17 protein-coding genes are annotated in these 17,820 nt (G+C 51.1%); 7 read left to right on the forward strand and 10 right to left on the reverse strand.

The window, feature by feature from the left end; all coding sequences use genetic code 11:
* Positions 1-116: 116 nt before the first annotated feature.
* The 7 genes from H8K26_RS04525 to H8K26_RS04555 form a co-directional block, all read right to left on the reverse strand.
* On the reverse strand, positions 117-305 hold the full coding sequence (locus tag H8K26_RS04525; RefSeq protein WP_190477711.1) for a hypothetical protein: 189 nt from the start codon (positions 303-305) through the stop codon (positions 117-119).
* 120 nt (positions 306-425) lie between these two features.
* Positions 426-884, reverse strand: coding sequence for a hypothetical protein (locus H8K26_RS04530; RefSeq protein WP_190477713.1), 459 nt, complete (start codon positions 882-884; stop codon positions 426-428).
* 61 nt (positions 885-945) lie between these two features.
* Positions 946-1,299: an immunity protein Imm33 domain-containing protein gene (locus H8K26_RS04535; protein WP_190477715.1), complete on the reverse strand. Its 354-nt coding sequence runs from the start codon at positions 1,297-1,299 to the stop codon at positions 946-948.
* A 515-nt stretch (positions 1,300-1,814) separates the two neighbouring features.
* Positions 1,815-2,051, reverse strand: a complete 237-nt coding sequence (locus H8K26_RS04540) for a hypothetical protein (RefSeq protein WP_190477717.1) — start codon at positions 2,049-2,051, stop codon at positions 1,815-1,817.
* 67 nt (positions 2,052-2,118) lie between these two features.
* Complete coding sequence (locus H8K26_RS04545) at positions 2,119-2,805, reverse strand: alpha/beta hydrolase (RefSeq protein ID WP_190477719.1); 687 nt, start codon at positions 2,803-2,805, stop codon at positions 2,119-2,121.
* A 350-nt stretch (positions 2,806-3,155) separates the two neighbouring features.
* The gene (gene hslO / locus H8K26_RS04550) at positions 3,156-4,082 is read right to left on the reverse strand and encodes an Hsp33 family molecular chaperone HslO (protein ID WP_190477721.1); all 927 of its coding nucleotides are present in this window, start codon (positions 4,080-4,082) and stop codon (positions 3,156-3,158) included.
* Positions 4,083-4,154: 72 nt separating this feature from the next.
* On the reverse strand, positions 4,155-4,679 hold the full coding sequence (locus H8K26_RS04555) for a gamma carbonic anhydrase family protein (protein WP_186885591.1): 525 nt from the start codon (positions 4,677-4,679) through the stop codon (positions 4,155-4,157).
* A gap of 365 nt (positions 4,680-5,044) precedes the next feature.
* Between H8K26_RS04555 and H8K26_RS04560 the strand changes: the two genes are divergently transcribed.
* Positions 5,045-5,824, forward strand: coding sequence for a ferritin-like domain-containing protein (locus H8K26_RS04560; protein WP_190478769.1), 780 nt, complete (start codon positions 5,045-5,047; stop codon positions 5,822-5,824).
* A 184-nt stretch (positions 5,825-6,008) separates the two neighbouring features.
* On the opposite strand, the gene H8K26_RS04565 is transcribed toward H8K26_RS04560, so the two are convergent.
* Positions 6,009-6,629 (reverse strand): GIN domain-containing protein, encoded by a 621-nt coding sequence (locus tag H8K26_RS04565; RefSeq protein ID WP_190477723.1) that lies wholly within the window; start codon positions 6,627-6,629, stop codon positions 6,009-6,011.
* A 403-nt stretch (positions 6,630-7,032) separates the two neighbouring features.
* Between H8K26_RS04565 and H8K26_RS04570 the strand changes: the two genes are divergently transcribed.
* Positions 7,033-7,863 (forward strand): hypothetical protein, encoded by an 831-nt coding sequence (locus tag H8K26_RS04570; RefSeq protein ID WP_190477725.1) that lies wholly within the window; start codon positions 7,033-7,035, stop codon positions 7,861-7,863.
* 105 nt (positions 7,864-7,968) lie between these two features.
* Here the strand turns inward: H8K26_RS04570 and H8K26_RS04575 are convergent, their stop codons facing one another.
* Complete coding sequence (locus tag H8K26_RS04575; RefSeq protein ID WP_190477728.1) at positions 7,969-8,505, reverse strand: GNAT family N-acetyltransferase; 537 nt, start codon at positions 8,503-8,505, stop codon at positions 7,969-7,971.
* Positions 8,506-8,789: 284 nt separating this feature from the next.
* Here H8K26_RS04575 and H8K26_RS04580 point away from each other — a divergent pair, with 284 nt between their 5' ends.
* Positions 8,790-9,413, forward strand: a complete 624-nt coding sequence (locus tag H8K26_RS04580) for a flagella assembly protein FlgT middle domain-containing protein (protein WP_190477730.1) — start codon at positions 8,790-8,792, stop codon at positions 9,411-9,413.
* A gap of 30 nt (positions 9,414-9,443) precedes the next feature.
* Here H8K26_RS04580 and H8K26_RS04585 read toward each other — a convergent pair whose 3' ends face one another.
* A complete protein-coding gene (locus H8K26_RS04585) occupies positions 9,444-11,147 on the reverse strand; it encodes an acyl-CoA synthetase (RefSeq protein WP_190477732.1) in 1,704 nt (567 codons plus the stop codon).
* A gap of 137 nt (positions 11,148-11,284) precedes the next feature.
* On the opposite strand from H8K26_RS04585, the gene H8K26_RS04590 reads away from it, so the two are divergent.
* From H8K26_RS04590 to H8K26_RS04605, 4 genes are all read left to right on the forward strand, one after another.
* Positions 11,285-12,175, forward strand: a complete 891-nt coding sequence (locus H8K26_RS04590) for an alpha/beta fold hydrolase (protein ID WP_190477735.1) — start codon at positions 11,285-11,287, stop codon at positions 12,173-12,175.
* A gap of 74 nt (positions 12,176-12,249) precedes the next feature.
* On the forward strand, positions 12,250-13,374 hold the full coding sequence (locus H8K26_RS04595; protein ID WP_190477736.1) for a patatin-like phospholipase family protein: 1,125 nt from the start codon (positions 12,250-12,252) through the stop codon (positions 13,372-13,374).
* A gap of 161 nt (positions 13,375-13,535) precedes the next feature.
* Positions 13,536-14,777: a cystathionine gamma-synthase family protein gene (locus tag H8K26_RS04600; protein ID WP_190477738.1), complete on the forward strand. Its 1,242-nt coding sequence runs from the start codon at positions 13,536-13,538 to the stop codon at positions 14,775-14,777.
* 479 nt (positions 14,778-15,256) lie between these two features.
* Entirely contained in the window at positions 15,257-17,782 is a 2,526-nt protein-coding gene (locus H8K26_RS04605) for an ABC transporter permease (RefSeq protein WP_223826855.1), read from the forward strand.
* Positions 17,783-17,820: the final 38 nt, after the last annotated feature.

Raw genomic sequence — 17,820 nt, forward strand, 5'->3', positions numbered from 1 at the left:
TTTACCCTGTTTTTAGCTGTTTTCATTTGTTTTTGCCTGTCCGTGACGAGTTTTGCACAGTCAGCCTTGAAGAAAAAAATGGCGGCGAAATGCGTATTCCAGTAAAAACCAACCATTCATTCCAGTTCAAAAACAGCCAACCATTCTCGTTCAATGGCGGCCAGTGATTTCGATCCGCAGTAGTCCATTGATTCCAGTCGGATACCGAAACGCCAGAAGTGATCATGTGAATTTGGAATGATGATTTTATATAACCGACGGCTTTCGCCCCGTTGCGGACATACGATTTTCTCAATAGCGGACATTCAATTCGGCATAACTCACTGAATTTTTTCTTCGGATGGGCTAAAGCCAATAGGTGTTCAGTCGCAATGAATTTCGTAATTAGAGGTTACGCTCGTTAACAAGCTCCATTGTTAGCCGGGTCATATTTCAAGCGAACTTGCTCTGGTCGCAATATCTACAGGATAGTTTGGGGACACGTAAATCGTTGCTGTGGGACGCTCTGGACTCAGCTGATTGATGGCGATTGTGGCCAATTCAAGGTTGAACTTGTCCAAGTTGGCATTCATCGCTTCGAGAAAACCTTGGAAGCCATTGACTTCCCAATCAATGTCCATGCTGTGGAACTCCGCCATTATGTCGTACACATACTGGCCTTCGTTGAACGGCTTGCGCAACGCTACTTCAACGTTTTGAAATAAGCACCACGGCAGCCAATATGTCTCGCCAGTCTCAATAAGGCGCATTCCGACGGCCTCATTTTCATAAACCAACTCAAATGCGCGCGGACTACGTTTAACGGAAACCGGAGGCGTCTCGGTTGAGACCAATGGCTGTTCCGCCTTCGTTTTCTTTCCAAAAATTTTCGATAGGAAATTCATTCAAAATTCTAACGTTGTTATTCGCGGGTAAACATTTCATTTCACCTTCCGCTTCTGGCCGTCAATCGCCATCGCTCAATTTATCTATCAATACAGAATCGAACCATACATCCTCGTACTCAGGAGCCAGCAAGACACGCCATCCTGGCGGCAGAGCTAAGTATGGAACAATCTTAGGGCAGCGGTCCACTAGATGAGCAATGTGAAGTGGCTGATAAAAATCGGGACCGTCCGAACTCTCTCCTCCATAGATATACCAGCCGCTTGCGCCGTTCTCTGGGTTTATGCGAAGAGCATTAAGTGGTAATTTACCAAGGGAACCGAGAGCAATTCCTACCTTCTCATTTTCTTCAGGTGGCATGTGTCCTGCGCCGAAACGCTGACAGACACCCAACTGGCCATTTTCTTTCGTCATAAATTATCGATTACATGAACGGCAGCTTCTGGCCGACTAGTGCCTTTGTAAAGCGTCTAATGGCGGAAAGGAGCATTGATAAACCAGAACTACCTTTCGTCCTCTATTGAGGTCAAGGCACATTTCACCATCAATCATATAAAGATATTTACCGTCTGGCCCTATGTATAGTGGAGTTATTTCCAACCTAAAACCGGCGTCTAATTTCCGTACGGAATATTCAAAATCATATTTTTCTTTATTGACGTTGTAATTACTTGACGCCCAGCTTTTCGCGACAATTAGAACATCTTTATCTGCCGTATTAAGTACGTATGACTTCTTTGGAATCCATTTACTTTCATAGCTAACAAAAGCAAATGACGATGAAGATGTTACAAACAATAAGAATGCCCAGATGAATTTCATGCGTTGCTTCGCTAGTCAAGTTTGAAGGAGAGGCCAGATACATTATTACATAAAGTTAATAATATAGCATCTAATTGAGAGCATGGTCGAATGACCGTTATTGGCCGCTAGGCGCCTTTTTTGCGAGAAAAATTCTGCCAACAACTAATTAAAACTAATGCCAGAAATGCGGATGGGAATGCGGTCACCAAATGCTCAGGTAAGACAAACGGAAATACCTTGTCGAAAATTGTGTAGGCTAGTGAGAAGAACCAAGCCAACGACAAGACCCACTGCTTACGCCAAGCGTAGGCTGCGCTCGCAATAACAGTACCAACAAGAATCAAAATAGTAGCGATTTGCATTTTAAGCCTCATAAAAATTTGAGCGTCCGCTCCTGGCACATTCTTCCACTGGTACGCCTTGCGCTTCTCAACTGAAGAGGAACTTGCTGACCTCGAGATTGAGCTGGGCGAAAAACGGTTCGCGTTTCTCAATAGTATCTACGACGTTTGGCGGCAGTTCGTTCATGAAGGAGAAGTGACCTGCACCCTCAATAAAACGGGCGTCCACCAGCGAACCCAGGGTGTTTTTTAGAAATACGGTCTGAGACGGGAGGGTAATAGAATCTAGCAAACCGGCCCACGCTTGCATCGGAGTGCGCACCTCATCAAGAGCGCCAGGCACTGTGAAGAAATCCATTGCCGGAGTGAACACCACCATTCGTTCTATTCTTTTGTCTGCTTCAAAGTCTAGCTTTTTGCCGTCATGCATCCACATTTGACCGCCGGCCAAACCAATCAGTATCGCTGAGCCTATCGAATGTCCGACGGCGTAGATAGCTTGTTCCGCTCGCGCTGCGAAGTCGAGTGCGAGACGAAGCCTCCGAATCCTCATTGCCAGTTCAGTCGCCGAAACCAAGCGGCTAGTTATCCGCTCGAAGTGGGGCGCTATTACCGTACATCCCTGTTCAGCCAACATGTTCAACAGAGGCATGTGGCGACACGGGTTCCCACCGCCCCCCACTGCGAAAAGTACAGTCCGGGATGCACCAGGTGGCTGGAAGATGGAAACCGTAAATTCTCCCGTATCGTCTTTAAGTACAATTTGCTTGTTCATATTTCCGATATCCGAAAAAAGGCGTTTTATACTGTCACGATTCATTTGGCAGAACAACATCAGATTGGAGAGTGGCGTGATTGTCCGCAACTGGCCGAACTCGGACTGTGTCCGTAAGGATAGCATCTTGCTTCGCTGAAAAATAGGTGGAATATCACAACTTCGAATGGCGATGCCGACAATTCCACGAACACTAGCCGAGCTTCAAACTATCCTTAGAATGGATGGCATTGGGCCGGAACGAGCAGCATGGCTGGAGCGAGAACAGCCGACGGAAGTAGATGAGAATACGCAGTGAAATAAAAAAAGCTGCCAGAGTGTGGCAGCCTTCTTTGAAAAAGTACGGCAGATCAGTGCTTGCTGTCGCCCGGGGGCAGGATGCCTTCTGCCAATGTTTTAGCAACGAATAACTGGGCGCAATCAACCGGATCGAAACCGTAATGTTTGCCGCAAAAATCGCAATTGATATCGAGCTTGCCGAATTCTGCAATCGCGCTTTCCACTTCATCTATCCCCAGCATTTTCAGCATGTCGCCGACTTTTTCGCGGGTACAGCTGCAATGAAAACTCGGCTGCAGCGGGTCGAATACGCGCAGCGTCTGTTCCCAGAATAAGCGGTGCATCAGCGTTGCGATGTCGTGATTCAACATTTCGTCTTTTTTTAAAGTATCACCCAGCATCACCGCGTGATTCCAGGCTTCGGCTTCATCCTCGACCTGCGATTCGCTGCCACCGGTTTTCGGTAACTTTTGCAGCAACATACCGCGCGTGACTTTATCGTTGGCGGCCAGCCAGAGTTTGGTGTCTAGCTGTTCTGAACGCTGCATATAATTTTCAATGACGGTCGCAATGCTGTCGCCATCGAGCGGGACGATGCCCTGATACGCCTGTTGCCCCGGCATTTTGTCATTCGGATCCAGCGTAATCACAAAGCGCCCATGTCCGTGCGCATGCACCAGATCTTTCAGGGTTTCATGGTCTTCGATCACGGCGTCGTCGGCCAGTTTTGCCGTGGCACGCAGACGCAGTTCAGAGTCGCATTCAACCACCATCAATTTGACCGGGCCATCACCGTGAATCTGCATGATCATCGTGCCGTTGAACTTCAGATTGGCAGAGAGCAGGGCAGCGGCGGCCATCAGTTCGCCAAGCATCGTTTGCACCGCAGGCGGATAGGTTTGGTGCGACTGCATTTGTTGCCAGGCGCTTTCCATTTCGACCAGCTCGCCGCGTACGCCAGCGTGTTCGAACATAAATTTTTGTAAGGTGTCTGTCATGGTGATTCTGTTTTTCTGAAGCGGGTAAAAATTTTCAGGATGCCGCCAATACAAGCCAGCATCCTTTCATTTTTAATCAATACGTTTGAGTTGTGTTTTATACGCCTGGCCACGGCTGGCATAGTTTTCAGCGTTGTAGCGCATGCCCAGAATATCTTGTTCTGTCAGTTGGCGCACGGCTTTGGCCGGAGTGCCGATAATCAGCGAATTATCGGGGAATTCTTTGCCTTCGGTGACCAGCGCGCCAGCACCGACCAGACAATTTTTACCGATCTTCGCGCCATTCAATATCACTGCCTGTATGCCAACCAGTGAACCGTCACCGATGGTGCAGCCATGCAGCATCGCCTGATGGCCTATGGTCACGTTTTTGCCTACCGTCAGCGGGTAGCCGGGGTCGGTATGCAGGATGCAGCCTTCCTGCACATTGCTTTTTTCGCTGATCGTGATCAGTTCATTGTCGCCGCGTATCGTGACATCAAACCAGATGCTGGCTTGCGCTTCGATTTTCACCTTGCCGATAATTTTTGCGGTATCGGTGATGTAAGCGGAGGCATCGATTTCCGGCGCGATATCGCCTAATTGGTAGATGGGCATGATAATTCCGTAAAATAGCGGCTGATAAAACTTCGTTTGCGGTCGCTCACACAAGCAAGGGCATAGTTGTGTGACGATAGTAACAAAGACTGCGTTTCGAACTGGTATCGATGCAGCATGACCGTGACTCGGATGAAGCTGCGGACTGGCCTGGCCTTGCTGATGCATCGACAAGTATTTAACCCGTTATTTTAACGCTCCGCGCCCGATGATGCCGGAGTAATTAGGATTGACGGAAAATTGCCCCGGCAAGGCGTGGCGACGAAGACAGTACGAATGTACGGCTAGGAGCCATAACGCAGCTGGGGCGGTTTTCCGTTAGTCCGATAATCGATAAGAAGAGTATTTTGCAAACAAATTCACCTATGGAATTACGCGCTGCGGCACTGTCTGCTTTGTTGGCCAACGACACCGGCGTTAAATGCGCAACCCTGCGGGCGATAGCGGATGATGCGCCCATCGATACGCAGCAGCAGTTCGCGATTCCCGACGGCATCCCCGGGCGTCCTGCCAAGCCAGAGCTGATTCCTCCCGGTCAGGTCGGGCGTAGGTCGATGCAGACGCTGGAGGGCAGACGCATCCTGATCCACGCACTCGCGCATATCGAGATGAATGCGATTAATCTGGCAGCTGATATTCTGTGGCGCTTTGCCGGGATGCCAGAGCAGTTTTATCGTGACTGGCTGAAAGTGGCGAAAGAAGAGGCATATCACTTTCAGTTGCTGGAAACGCATTTGCATTCGATGGATAGTTACTACGGCGCTTATCCTGCCCACAATAGTTTGTGGGAAATGGCAGAAAAAACCCGCGACGATTTGCTGGCAAGGCTGGCGCTGGTGCCGCGCACACTCGAAGCACGCGGGCTCGATGTCACGCCCGGTGTTTCTGCGAAACTGGCGCAGGCAGGGGATAAAGCCGGTGCTGATATTCTGATGATTATTTATCGCGATGAAATCGGCCATGTCGCGATTGGCAATGCATGGTACAAGCGTCTGTGTGATGAGCAGGGGCTGGATGTGATTGCGACCTATGCGCGCCTGGCCACACAATACGCAGCACCGAAATTACGCGGCCCTTTCAATCTGGAAGCCAGACGTAGCGCCGGTTTCAATGAAGATGAGCTGACGGCATTGCATCAGGCCTAACCTGCGTTTCTCTGCCTGATTTGCCAGTTATCGTTCAAGCAGCATTGACGCAAAAAATCCCCGGAAGGCAGTCTTCCGGGGTAAAACCCTCCTGCTATTACTCTTGCTCGCGGCGACTAAGGAATAAACCGCCGCGTGTATTTGATCTGCATTTGATCTGCACGCCATTGCGCTCGATCTACACTCAGTCGCCCGCCTTGATGCTGCCTATGCCTTCGACCGATTTACTCAGGCTGCGCGGATTGCCGTAATACGTCAGACTGCCTATGCCCTGTACCGAAGCATTCAGCCTGTCACGCGCATACACAGAAACGGCACCCACGCCTTCGATGTTGACATCAGCACGCTCTGCTATTAATTCCTTGGTGTCGACTAAACCGATACCGCGTGCCGCGAGATGCAGCGAGCGGGTTTTGCCGCTGGCCACCAGCTTGCCTGCACCTTCATAAGAAATAGAAAAATCATTGGCATTGATATTTTTCAGCCGCGTCACACCCGCACCTTCCATTTTGAAACTATTTAATTCCGGCACTGTGATGATGACTTGTGCGTCATCGGCAATCCGCACCGAATTTTTTTCTTTATACGAGATCAGCAGTTCATTGCCGAATACTTCGGTCACCACCTTGCCGGTAAATTTGTCATTGCCACGGATAGTGATGGACTGCGCTTTGCCGACTTCGACCGTGACATTAAACGCACTGCGGCTGCGGATGGTATTGAAGGCAGGCACATCGCGGCTGACATCTTCAGCCGATGCAAGGCATGAGATGAACAGTAAAGGCAAAATCAACATATAGCGCATGAGGCTCTCCGGTAAAGTTGAAACGGTAGTGATCCACTATGAATCCTTGCATCAACGATGCGTGATCGCTGAGTGATGGGGCAGAGTATGTGCCGCGAAAAATGGAAAGCCCAGCGATTTGCGATGGAATGCAAAATCCGTGGTTTGGGCTGCGTAATCGACGAACCATCCGGTGGGGCGTGGTGATGAACGTTTCCCAGTTCTATCGCTTTAGTACGCTAAAAATGATGTGCGTTGGTAGTGTGCTTCCCATGCACTAACTCCCAATGGAAACGTCAGCGAAAATTAATAGTCACAAGCATTTTGAGAGGGGTGAAACCTTGTTGCTAAAATTGCATTGGTATGTTAACGTCGGTTTTTTTCGCTTTAAAACAAGTTATGTCGTTCAATAGGAGTCGACGCAATGAGTAGCACAAAGGAATGGTGGTTTGACCAAATCGAATCTAAGAGAAACAAGCGGTTAGCTGATCTACTCGGCATCACCAATGACGAGCTTGAGCAGATCAGCTACGAAATCGACGTTGATCAGAGCGATGACGGGTTGGTGTATGGCCACATTGTGCAGTTTGATGCCGACAACAACCCAGCAATAATGTCAAAGATTATTGGACTTGAATCTGGCTCATATGTGAGCTTGTCGCCATGGGATCTAGATGACCCTGAAGAGGATGAGCTTGAGTGGGAGGTTGATAACTCCGAGCAGCTTAGAACGTTCAACAAGCATTTATCCAAAGTGCCGCAACTCCTCCTAATTGACGTAGATGTGAATATTCAATTCAGTCTTCTTGTCATGATGCAAGTCCATATTGTTTCCGCTCTTGAGCAATTCTTGTCTGCAACATTCATACACAACGTAACTAACTCGGATGTCCTGACGAGAAAGCTATTAGAAACAGACCCTGAGTTTGGATGTCGAAAATTCACTATCAACGAGATCTACGCTCAATATAGCAATATCAAGTCGACAGTGGCCGTGTACCTGAAGGATATAATTTTTCATGACATGCGTAAGGTCAAGCCAATGTATGCAAATGTGCTCGGTTATGATTTTGGAGACATTGCGTGGCTATTTAAGGCAGTGCGTCTAAGGCATGATTGTGCTCACAGGGCAGGTTATGACAAGGAAGGCAATCAAGTTTCCGTGTCGGTGGCGAGCATCAATGAGCTGGTTGCACAATGTCGGCATTTGGCTGAGAGCATAGATGCGCATGTTCAGAAAATTAACACACAATGACATACCTTTCGCTCAACACACACCCGCGCAAACCCGGCGCGCGCCGGTTAGCTCGGATGTTAGGCTCATCCGCACCACACGCAAACCAATCATCGTCATAAGCGCTCAGATAATCGCGAACTCGCTCCCATGTTTTTCGTAATGCAGTAAATCCATCCAGACACCGTGGCGCAATACTGCTTGCCGTGAGTGGCCGTATTGTTGGAATCCGCATTTGCGCATCACGGCCTGTGATTGCAGATTATCGGCAATCACCACGGCTTCAATGCGCCAGAGATTGAGTGAGCGGAACGCTTCTTCGACCACATGATTGACCGCCTGACTGGCGTAGCCTTTGCCGCCGTGCTGTGCGCTGAAACGATAGCCGAGCGAGGCTTTGAAATAATGTTCGCGTTCTGCGCCGCGCAGAGTCACGCGACCGACGATGGCATCGTTGACCCAGGCCAGATAGTGATATTCCTTTTGCGCATTTCTTGCCCATTGCGCCTGTTCCAGACTGCTGCGAACGGCTGTAGCATTATAAAAAGCATCGCCGCGGCTGGCGATCCATTGTTCAAAATGCGTGCGGTTGTCGAGTTCAAAGGCGAGCAGGGCATCGGTGTGCTCTGGCATGGCGAGTGTGATGCGTAAGTCGTGGTTCATGTGCGTTTCAGATCGGGGTGTTATCGTTTGATGTCTCATTGATGTAGGGCTTACGCAAAGTTGTACCAGCAAGGCATGGCGACGAAGACAGTACGAAAGTACGGCTAGGAGCCACAACGCCGCTGGGGCGGCTTTGCGTAAGCCCTGTGATGGTTCAGCGATATTTCAGCGGTATTTAAGGTGAAATATAAGCGTGCCATCCGTTTCTGTTTGCAGTTTATCTGAATCCGGCGGGCTGCTATGATGAAACGGTATTTAAACGGTATTCAACCTGAGAGAAAATCATGCGCGTTTATCGATTGGCGGTCATTCACTATTTTTTGCTTACTCTCGCCTGCATCACGCCTTTGATCGTGCATGCGCAGACGCCTGAGTTATCGCCGGATGGCGCGCGCAGTATTTTGTTGACGGGGTTTGCGGTGAACAAGCAGGCACAACTGAAAGACATTGATAATATTGCGCAAGGCATGCCAAGGGAAATCGGACATCGCCTTGAAAAGCAGTTATGGAAAGTGAAAACGACGCCGGATTTATTATCGACGGAGTGGCGCTTGTCTCCGGCGAGCCCGCAACTGTTGGGGCAAATCGCCGGTTTATATGATGTGCGCTATGTGGTCGCGGGTGAAGTCCGCGATGCCGGTATCAGCACGCAGTCGATGTTGTGGGGATTGCGTGAGAAGCAGAGCCGGGTGATTGATATTGAGATCAGGGTTTATGATGCGCGCGCTGGCAGTTTGCTGGGGCGTTTTGATTTCAGCGGCAAGGCCAGCGGTGATGTGCTGATCGGGGCGGAACATGTCTTCGCCGGTGATGCTTTCCGTTCAACCGCGTATGGCAAGGCGATTGATGAAGTGATAGAGCAGGCGGCGCAGGCGATCAGCGCCACCTTGCTGAGTCAGGCGCAATAAGCCGCTGCTTATCTGCTACGCCTTTGCTGCTTAATCGCCGTTTTTATTCGCACGTTCCAGCTCCTGCAAACGTAATACCCGTCTTTGCACTTTGCCTGTCGTTGTCATCGGCAGGGCGGCGATAAATTCAATTTCTTTTGGATATTCATACGGTGCGAGTTTGCCGCGCACATGCGCCTGCAATTCCTTGGTCAGCTTGTCATTCGCTTTGATGCCGGGGCTTAATACGACGTAGGCTTTGACCAGATTGCCGCGCTCTTTGTCTGGCTTGGGTACGACAGCGACGTTGGCGACCGCCGGGTGTTTGATCAGGCAGTTTTCTATTTCAGACGGGCCGATTCTGTAACCGGCAGCTTTAAACATATCGTCGGCACGACCCTGATACCAGAGATAACCGTCGTCGTCGCGCAGAGCCAGATCACCGGTACGGCACCAGTCGCCGGTAAATTTATTACGGGTTGCTTCATCGTTTTTCCAGTAGCCGAGAAAAAACACAGGATCAGGGTGACCATGAATGTCGTAGCGGTTCACGGCGACTTCACCGGTTTCGCCAGTGCTGACTTCATGCCCGTCATCGTCAATCACTGCAACCCTGTGGCCGGGATACGGGCGTCCCATGCTGCCGGGCTTTGCGGGCCATTGCTGATGGCTATTGCCGACGATGTAATTCATTTCTGTTTGTCCGAACATTTCATTCGGCGTGACTTTCAGTGCTTTTTCACACCAGTGAAACACGGTGTCGCCAACGGCTTCGCCTGCGCTCATGATGGCGCGCAATTTCAGCCTGTATTTGTCGCGTGGGGCGGGGACTGCCTTCATCATCATTTTCAGGGCAGTCGGGAACAAAAAGGTGTTGGTCACCTTGTATTTATCGAGCAGGTAAAACGCGGTTTCAGCGGTAAATCTGCCCTGATAGCCAACGATAGGTTTGCCAAAATACAGTGCCGGTAACAATGCATCCATCAGGCCACCAGTCCAGGCCCAGTCTGCCGGTGACCAGAACACATCGTGCTTTTTAGGGAACCAGTTTTGCGAAGCGACGAAGCCGCTGAGATTGCCTATCATCGCTGAATGCGGAATCAGTGCGCCTTTTGGTGCCCCGGTGGTGCCGCTGGTGTAAATCAGAATCGCGGGGTCGGTCGCCCGCGTTTTTTCACAGGTGAATTCAGCGGGCATGTTGGCGGTATAGGCTTCCCATTCCAGCGGATGAAAATCGGCAGGCGCATCGGGACAATCGACCGTGATCACCGTTTTTAAATGCGGGCAACGCGCTGCAATCTCCAGATAGGCATCCAGGCCACTGGCATCGAGCACCAGTGCAACGGCTTCACTATGCTGCAAGCGATATTCCAGTGCTTCCGGGCCAAACAAAAATGACAGCGGCATCGCAATCGCACCCAGTTGCAGGCAAGCCATCAGCGTAATGGCTGTTTCGGGGCGTTGCGGCATGATGCTGGCGACGACATCGCCGCGATCCACCCCTTGTAGACGGAGTAAATTAGCGAGCTGATTTGCCTGTCTTTGCAGCTCTGCATAGGTCAGACGACCGCTGATTCCTTCGCTGTTTTCATGAAAAATAGCAACGCGTTTTGGGTCGTCGGCCCAACGATGGCAGCAGACTTCGGCGATATTAAAATGTTCGGGAACGTTCCAGCGGAAGTCTTGGTACAGTTGCGGATAGTGATCAGTTGGCGTTGATTTTTTCTTTGAGGATGTTGTTTTCAGCGGCTTCATTCTGTCTCCGTTATAATTATCGAACGGTCGTTCTATTGTTGTTATTGTTTTGACGGCCTACATTTGCATCCTACTGCATATCTCTGCGTCTGAAGATGGATGGCACAGAGTTTCTTGATGAAAAAAATTAATTTGCCATGACAATTGCCCGTAATGCCTCCCGCTCTGAATTCATTCCCATCCGTGGTTTGCAATACCATATCCGCCACTGGGGTAATGAAGACGCGCCAAAAATCTTTATGCTGCATGGCTGGATGGATGTGTCTGCCTCGTTTCAGTTTGTCGTTGATCATCTGCAGCAAGACTGGCACGTGATCGCGCCTGATTTGCGCGGCTTTGGTCTGACGGAAGCGCCGGGCAGCGACACCTACTGGTTTCCTGATTATCTGGGTGATCTGGATGCGATTTTGCTGCACTACGCACCGGAAGGCGCAATCAATTTGCTGGGTCACAGTATGGGTGCAAACGTGGTCGGCTTGTATGCCGGTGTGCGCCCTGAGCGGGTGCGTCGATTGGTGAATCTGGAAGGGTTTGGTTTGCCGACGACATTCCCGGCACAGGCACCGGGGCGCTATGCGAAATGGCTGAATGAATTGCGCCAGCCGCCGGTATTGCGCACTTATGCTTCGCAAGCGGAGGTGGCAGCACGTCTGCAAAAAACTAATCCGCGTTTATCGGATGAGCGTGCCAACTTTTTATCGGCGTTCTGGTCGAAACAGAATGCCGACGGGCGCTGGGAAATTCTCGGTGATCCTGCGCATAAACAAACCAGCCCTTTGTTGTTTCAGGTAGAAGAGGTGATGGCGTGCTGGAAAAAAATCAGCGCGCCGGTACTGTGGATGCAGGCCGATGATACCGATGTCTGGCACTGGATGGGACCAAGAGAGCAGGCACAGGTAGAAATTGACCGTCGTCTGACCCATATTCCTGATCTGCAAAAAGAAATGATCGCTGATGCAGGACACATGTTGCATCACGATCAGCCTGAATTACTGGCACAATTGATTGAAGCGTTTTTCTTAAAATAAAGCACGTCCGGCACGCTATCGATGGCCGTGTAATTTGTATCAGTGCTGCGGTCTCAAACGATATGTTTTAAAAGATGTCATTTAAAGGATGTGTTTTGCCGGATCAGAATTTATTTGTCTCAACTGTTGACGAAGCACGGCCAGAGCGCGCGCCTGACAATGAACAGTTTCAGCGTTGTCTGGTCATGGCGGGCGGTGGTTTTCGGTTTGGCTATTATCTCGGCATGTATCGCGCATGTCAGTTGCAGGGAAAAGCGCCGGATGTGATCGTTGCCAGTTGCGGTGCGGCAATTGCCGGCGCACTGATTCGCCATCTGCCGGACGATGAGCAACGTCTGGCGTGGATCAGTTCGCCGCAGATGCATTCGTTCTGGCGTGGCTTGCAAGCCAATCCCGATATCAGTTTGTGGCGCGCAATCCGGGCCTTAGCCCAGCGCGCTTTGTTCGCCAACGATGCCAGACGTATTCCTGATCTGTTTCAGGATTATTTGTTCGATATTCCACCTGATTTACCGCTGCCGCCGGAAATGAGTTATCCCGCTGCGCCTGCGCTGGCGATTGTTGCGGGGCGTTTGTTATACGGGCAGGACGAAGTAGGCACACTCCGGGGCGGGAAAAAATTATTTGCTGAAACCATTTTTACGGAGCCGCGCGTTGCTGGGTTGTTAGCTGGTATGCCTTCGCCGATTGCCAGCAATGCCCACAAAAACAGCGTGGTTGCGCCGCAAATCGAGTTTGAAACGCAGATCGCGGTTGCCGATGCGGTGCGCGCCTCGATTGCGGATATGTATTATTTCCGTTGCCATCAGATCGGTGAGCATTATTATTCGGGCGGTGTGATTGATCTGTTTCCGATAGAAATCGCCCGCCGTCTGGCGAAGGAAGTCATGATGGAACGCAAGGGCTGGTATGGCCGACATATAGAGTTGCCTGCTTTACGCATGGTGTTGGGCATCAACGGTAATCACCGTCTGCGCCATGTCTTGCAGCAAGAAGCGGATGTCTGGATCGATACGGCGGATATGGAAACGGCGTTGGTGCAGCATCAGATCAGCAAGCAAATTCAGTGGCTGCGCAATCGTATCGTCTTGCGTGTGCCGGAGCGTTACGATGGCTTTGTCAGCATGGTCAGACTGCAATGGGAATACGGCTATCAACGCGCATCGCAGGCGCTGGCGCAGGCTGCAGGCAACAGGTGATGACTTTGGTCTGAGCCAGTTCAGGTGCGGCTAATTTCTTTTGATAAGGTCAATTTTGTGCCGCGCTCGGTCGGATACGTGTTTGCCCGCTCGGTCGGATGCCGACATCTGGAGTACACTGGCAGTCTTCCTGTTAGCAGCAACTTTGCGTATTTCTGATCATGAACGAAAAAAATTCCTACGGTTTTACCACGACTATTCTGCATAGCGATAGACAAAAAAACATTGAACACGGCTCTGTCCATAAACCTGTCCATACTTCGGTTTTGTTTGGTTACAAGGATGCGCGCGACTTAGCCGCCGTCTTTCAGGGCAAACAATCCGGTTATCGTTATGGACGTCAGGGTAATCCCACGGTGTCTGCGCTAGAAGACAAAATCACCAGCATGGAAGCGGGTGTCTCGACGATTACCTTTGCAACTGGCATGGCGGCGATTGGCGCGGTGTTTCAGGCATTGTTGCGTGCAGGTGATCATATTGTTTCGTCGAAATTCTTATTCGGAAATACGAATAGTCTCTGGCAAACAGCGAGTGCACAGGGTTTGGACGTATCTTTGGTGGATGCCACTGCCGTTGCCAATGTTGAAGCCGCACTGACGCCAGCGACCCGTATGGTGTTTGTGGAAACCATAGCGAATCCGCGGACGCAGATCGCTGATCTCAAGCGCATTGGCCGCTTATGTCAGGAACGCGGCATTTTATTTGTCGTTGATAACACCATCACCTCGCCTTATTTATTTCAGCCTAAGACCGTGGGCGCCAGTCTGGTCGTGAATTCGCTGACTAAATATATCGCCGGACATGGCAATGTACTCGGCGGGGCATTGACTGACACTGGCTTATTTGACTGGGCTGCGTATCCAAATATTGCCGATAATTTCCGTAAGCAGGCACCTGCTCAGCAAGGCATGGCGCAGGTGCGTGCCAAAGCCTTGCGTGATTTCGGCGCGACCTTATCGCCTGAAGCTGCTCATCAGATCGCGGTTGGCGCTGAAACCATGGCGTTGCGGATGGAACGTGAATGTGCGAATGCGATGGCGATTGCGACGATGTTGGCAGCAGACCCGCGCGTGGCAGCAGTGCATTACCCGGGGCTGGCATCGCATCCGCAACATGCGCTGGCGAATGAATTGTTCCTTGCCTATGGCGCTTTGTTCAGTTTTGAGCTGAAGCCGGAAATCGATTGTTTTGATTATCTGAACCGTCTGAATCTGGCCATTAATGCGACCCATCTCGGCGATACCCGTACGCTGGTGATACCGGTGGCGCATACCATTTTCTTTGAAATGGGCGCTGAACGCCGTGCCGAAATGGGGATTGCTGATTCCCTGATCCGCGTTTCTGTCGGCATCGAAGACACTCAGGATTTGCTGGACGATTTCAGTCAGGCGTTGAATTCCTGATCATCTGCGCTTGCTGTGACTGCCGCCCGGCGTCTGTTGATGCACAGAATACGTTCAGAAGGCAAAAATATACTGGGGGGAGTATGTTAAAACATGCCTCTATCCCCATTTAAATATGTAGGGAGTAATTGATTTCTGGTCGATACTCCCTATTTAGGACTGACGTAAAATCGCCCCTGCGGCGTTATGGCTCCTAGCCGTACTGTTCGTACGGTCTTCGTCGCCATGGTGTAGCCAGGGTTTCAGGCAACATGTTGCCTGCTGGCGAAACGGACATCGCTTACCAGCGATGTTTCCCAAAGCAGAAAAAAGCTTTTTAGTTTTACCGGGGCAAATTGCGTCAGCCCTATTTTTACTCATGTCAGCAGTGTGGCAAGGCTTTTGGCGCTGTTTATGTAGCGCAGCGACCTGCCAGAGATGTTGATATTGTTGTTATTCCTGATGTAGTCGATGTTGATCTTTCTGGAAAAGGTAGGCGAATGATATTTGGTTTATCCTGGCGTATGACCATGCGCGACTGGCGTGCGGGTGAGTTGCGGTTTCTGATCATTGCATTAATGGTTGCCGTGGCTTCCTTATCTTCGGTCGGATTTTTTACCGACAGACTGCGCAGCGGTCTGAACCGTGACGCGCATCAATTGCTGGGAGCGGATTTACTCGTCAGCGCAGACCAGCCGGTGAAGCAGGAATGGCGCACTGAAGCGGAACGACGCGGATTACGTGTTGCAGAAACTGTCGTTTTCCCCAGCATGGCGATTGCCGGTGAGGGCGATCAGGCACAAGCAAAGCTGGTGTCCTTGAAAGCGGTCAGTCATGCCTATCCTTTACGCGGCAATCTGAAATTACATCAGCTTGGCGGCGCGCAAAACAAGTCAGGTGCGGCTGAAGTTCTGACGCAGGATATTCCGGCTTCACGCACGGTCTGGCTTGATCCTGCTTTGCAACTGGCGCTGAACCTTAAAATCGGCGATAAACTGAAGCTGGGTGATCTGGAATTCAGTTTTACGCAGACGATTGCGAATGAACCTGATCGTGGTGCAGGTTTTATGAACTTCGCCCCGCGCGCGATGATTTCCTTAGACGATTTAGCCGCGACTGGCTTGATACAAGATGGCTCACGCGTCACTTATCGCTTGCTGATGGCGGGTGATGCGAAAGCGATTGCGGCTTATCAGACACAACTCAAACAAACGATAGAACGTGAACAACTGAAAGGCGTACGTCTGGAATCGCTGGATTCCGGTCGCCCTGAAATGCGCGCGACGCTGGATCGTGCTGAGCAGTTTTTATCGCTGGTGAGCTTGTTGTCAGCGATGCTGGCGGCAGTGGCGATTGCGATGGCCGCACGGCGTTTCATGCTGCGCCATCTGGATGCCTGTGCGATGCTGCGTTGTCTGGGTCTGACGCAAAATCAGGTCAGCGCCATGTATCTGATCGAATTTCTGATGCTGGGGCTGGTCGGCAGCGTGGCCGGCGTCGTGCTTGGTTATGCCGGACATTATGTGTTGCTGGAATGGCTGGGCTCGCTGGTCGCCAAAGATCTGCCGCTGGCGGGCTGGTTGCCTGCAGCGCAGGGTGTTGCGACTGGTTTGCTGTTACTGGTTGGTTTTGCATTGCCGCCGGTGCTGCAGTTGCGCAATGTGCCGCACAACCGCGTCATTCGTCGCGAACAAGATGCACCGCAGCCGCTGACACTGGCGACTTATGCGCTGGGTCTGGCGATGTTTCTTGGCTTGTTGTTATGGCAGACGGGCGATCTCAAACTCGGCATGTTGACTGCGGCTGGTTTCCTCGGCGGCATGCTGTTGTTTGCACTGATTGCGTGGGCGGGCGTGCTGTCGCTCAAACGTATGCGGAATCTGTTTCATTTTTCTGCGTGGCGCTTTGCCGTCACCGCATTGCAGCGGCGCCCGGGTGCCACGGTGATACAAGTCGTTTCGCTGGCATTGGGCTTGATGGCGTTACTGTTGCTGACTGTGGTGCGCGGTGATCTGATCACTGCGTGGAAAAAATCGACACCACCGGACGCACCGAATCAGTTTGTCATCAATATCCAGCCCGATCAGAAAGACGAGATCGCGCAGCGTCTTGCGAGCTTTGGGCAGCCACGCATGTACCCGATGATACGTGGCCGTCTGATCGCGGTGAACAGCAATGCGATTGGCCCTGATACTTATGTCGAGGATCAGGCGCGACGCATGGTGGACAGAGAGTTTAATCTCTCGACGATGACAGAATTGCCGGAGCTGAATAAGCTGACAGCCGGAAAATGGTATGACGATGCCAACGCAACGGTACCTGAAGCATCTGTGGAAGAGGGGATTGCCAAAACACTCAAGCTCAAACTTGGCGATCAGTTGACGTTTGATATTGCCGGGCAGCAGACCACGGCAAAAATCACCAGCTTGCGTAAGCTGGATTGGGGTTCCATGCGGGTGAATTTTTTTGTGGTGATCAACCCCAAGGCCATGGTTGATATGCCACAAACCTGGATTACCGCATTTCGTGTCCCGCCATCACAAATGGCGTTCATTAACCAGTTGACGCTGGATTACCCGAATCTGACGGTGGTGGATGTCGGCGCGATGATCAAACAATTGCAGGATGTGCTTGATCAGGTCATCACTGCGGTTGAATTTTTATTCATGTTCACACTGGCTTCCGGCGTTCTGGTGTTGTATGCGGCACTGGCTGGCTCGCAGGACGTGCGTATGCGTGAAGCAGCCTTGCTCAGAGCCTTAGGCGCGACCCGTTCGCAATTATCCCGCGCGCAGTGGGTGGAATTTTTACTGATCGGCGGCCTCGCTGGTTTACTCGCTGCCAGCGGCGCTTCGGCAATAGGCTGGGCATTGGCGAAATTCAGTTTCAATTTTGAATGGACGTTTTCACCATTGGTCTGGATCGCAGGCTTGTTTGTCGGCGCCATCTGCGCGATGATCGGCGGCTGGCTGGGTTTGCGGAATGTCCTGAATCAGCCGCCGTTGCTGAGTTTGCGCGAAGCCTGAAGACAAAATAGCAAATACAAAATTTATAGAAAAAATGT

Source organism: Cognatundibacterium aquatile, from assembly GCF_014699135.1.
Taxonomy (GTDB): Bacteria; Pseudomonadota; Gammaproteobacteria; order Burkholderiales; family Burkholderiaceae_D; genus Undibacterium; species Undibacterium aquatile.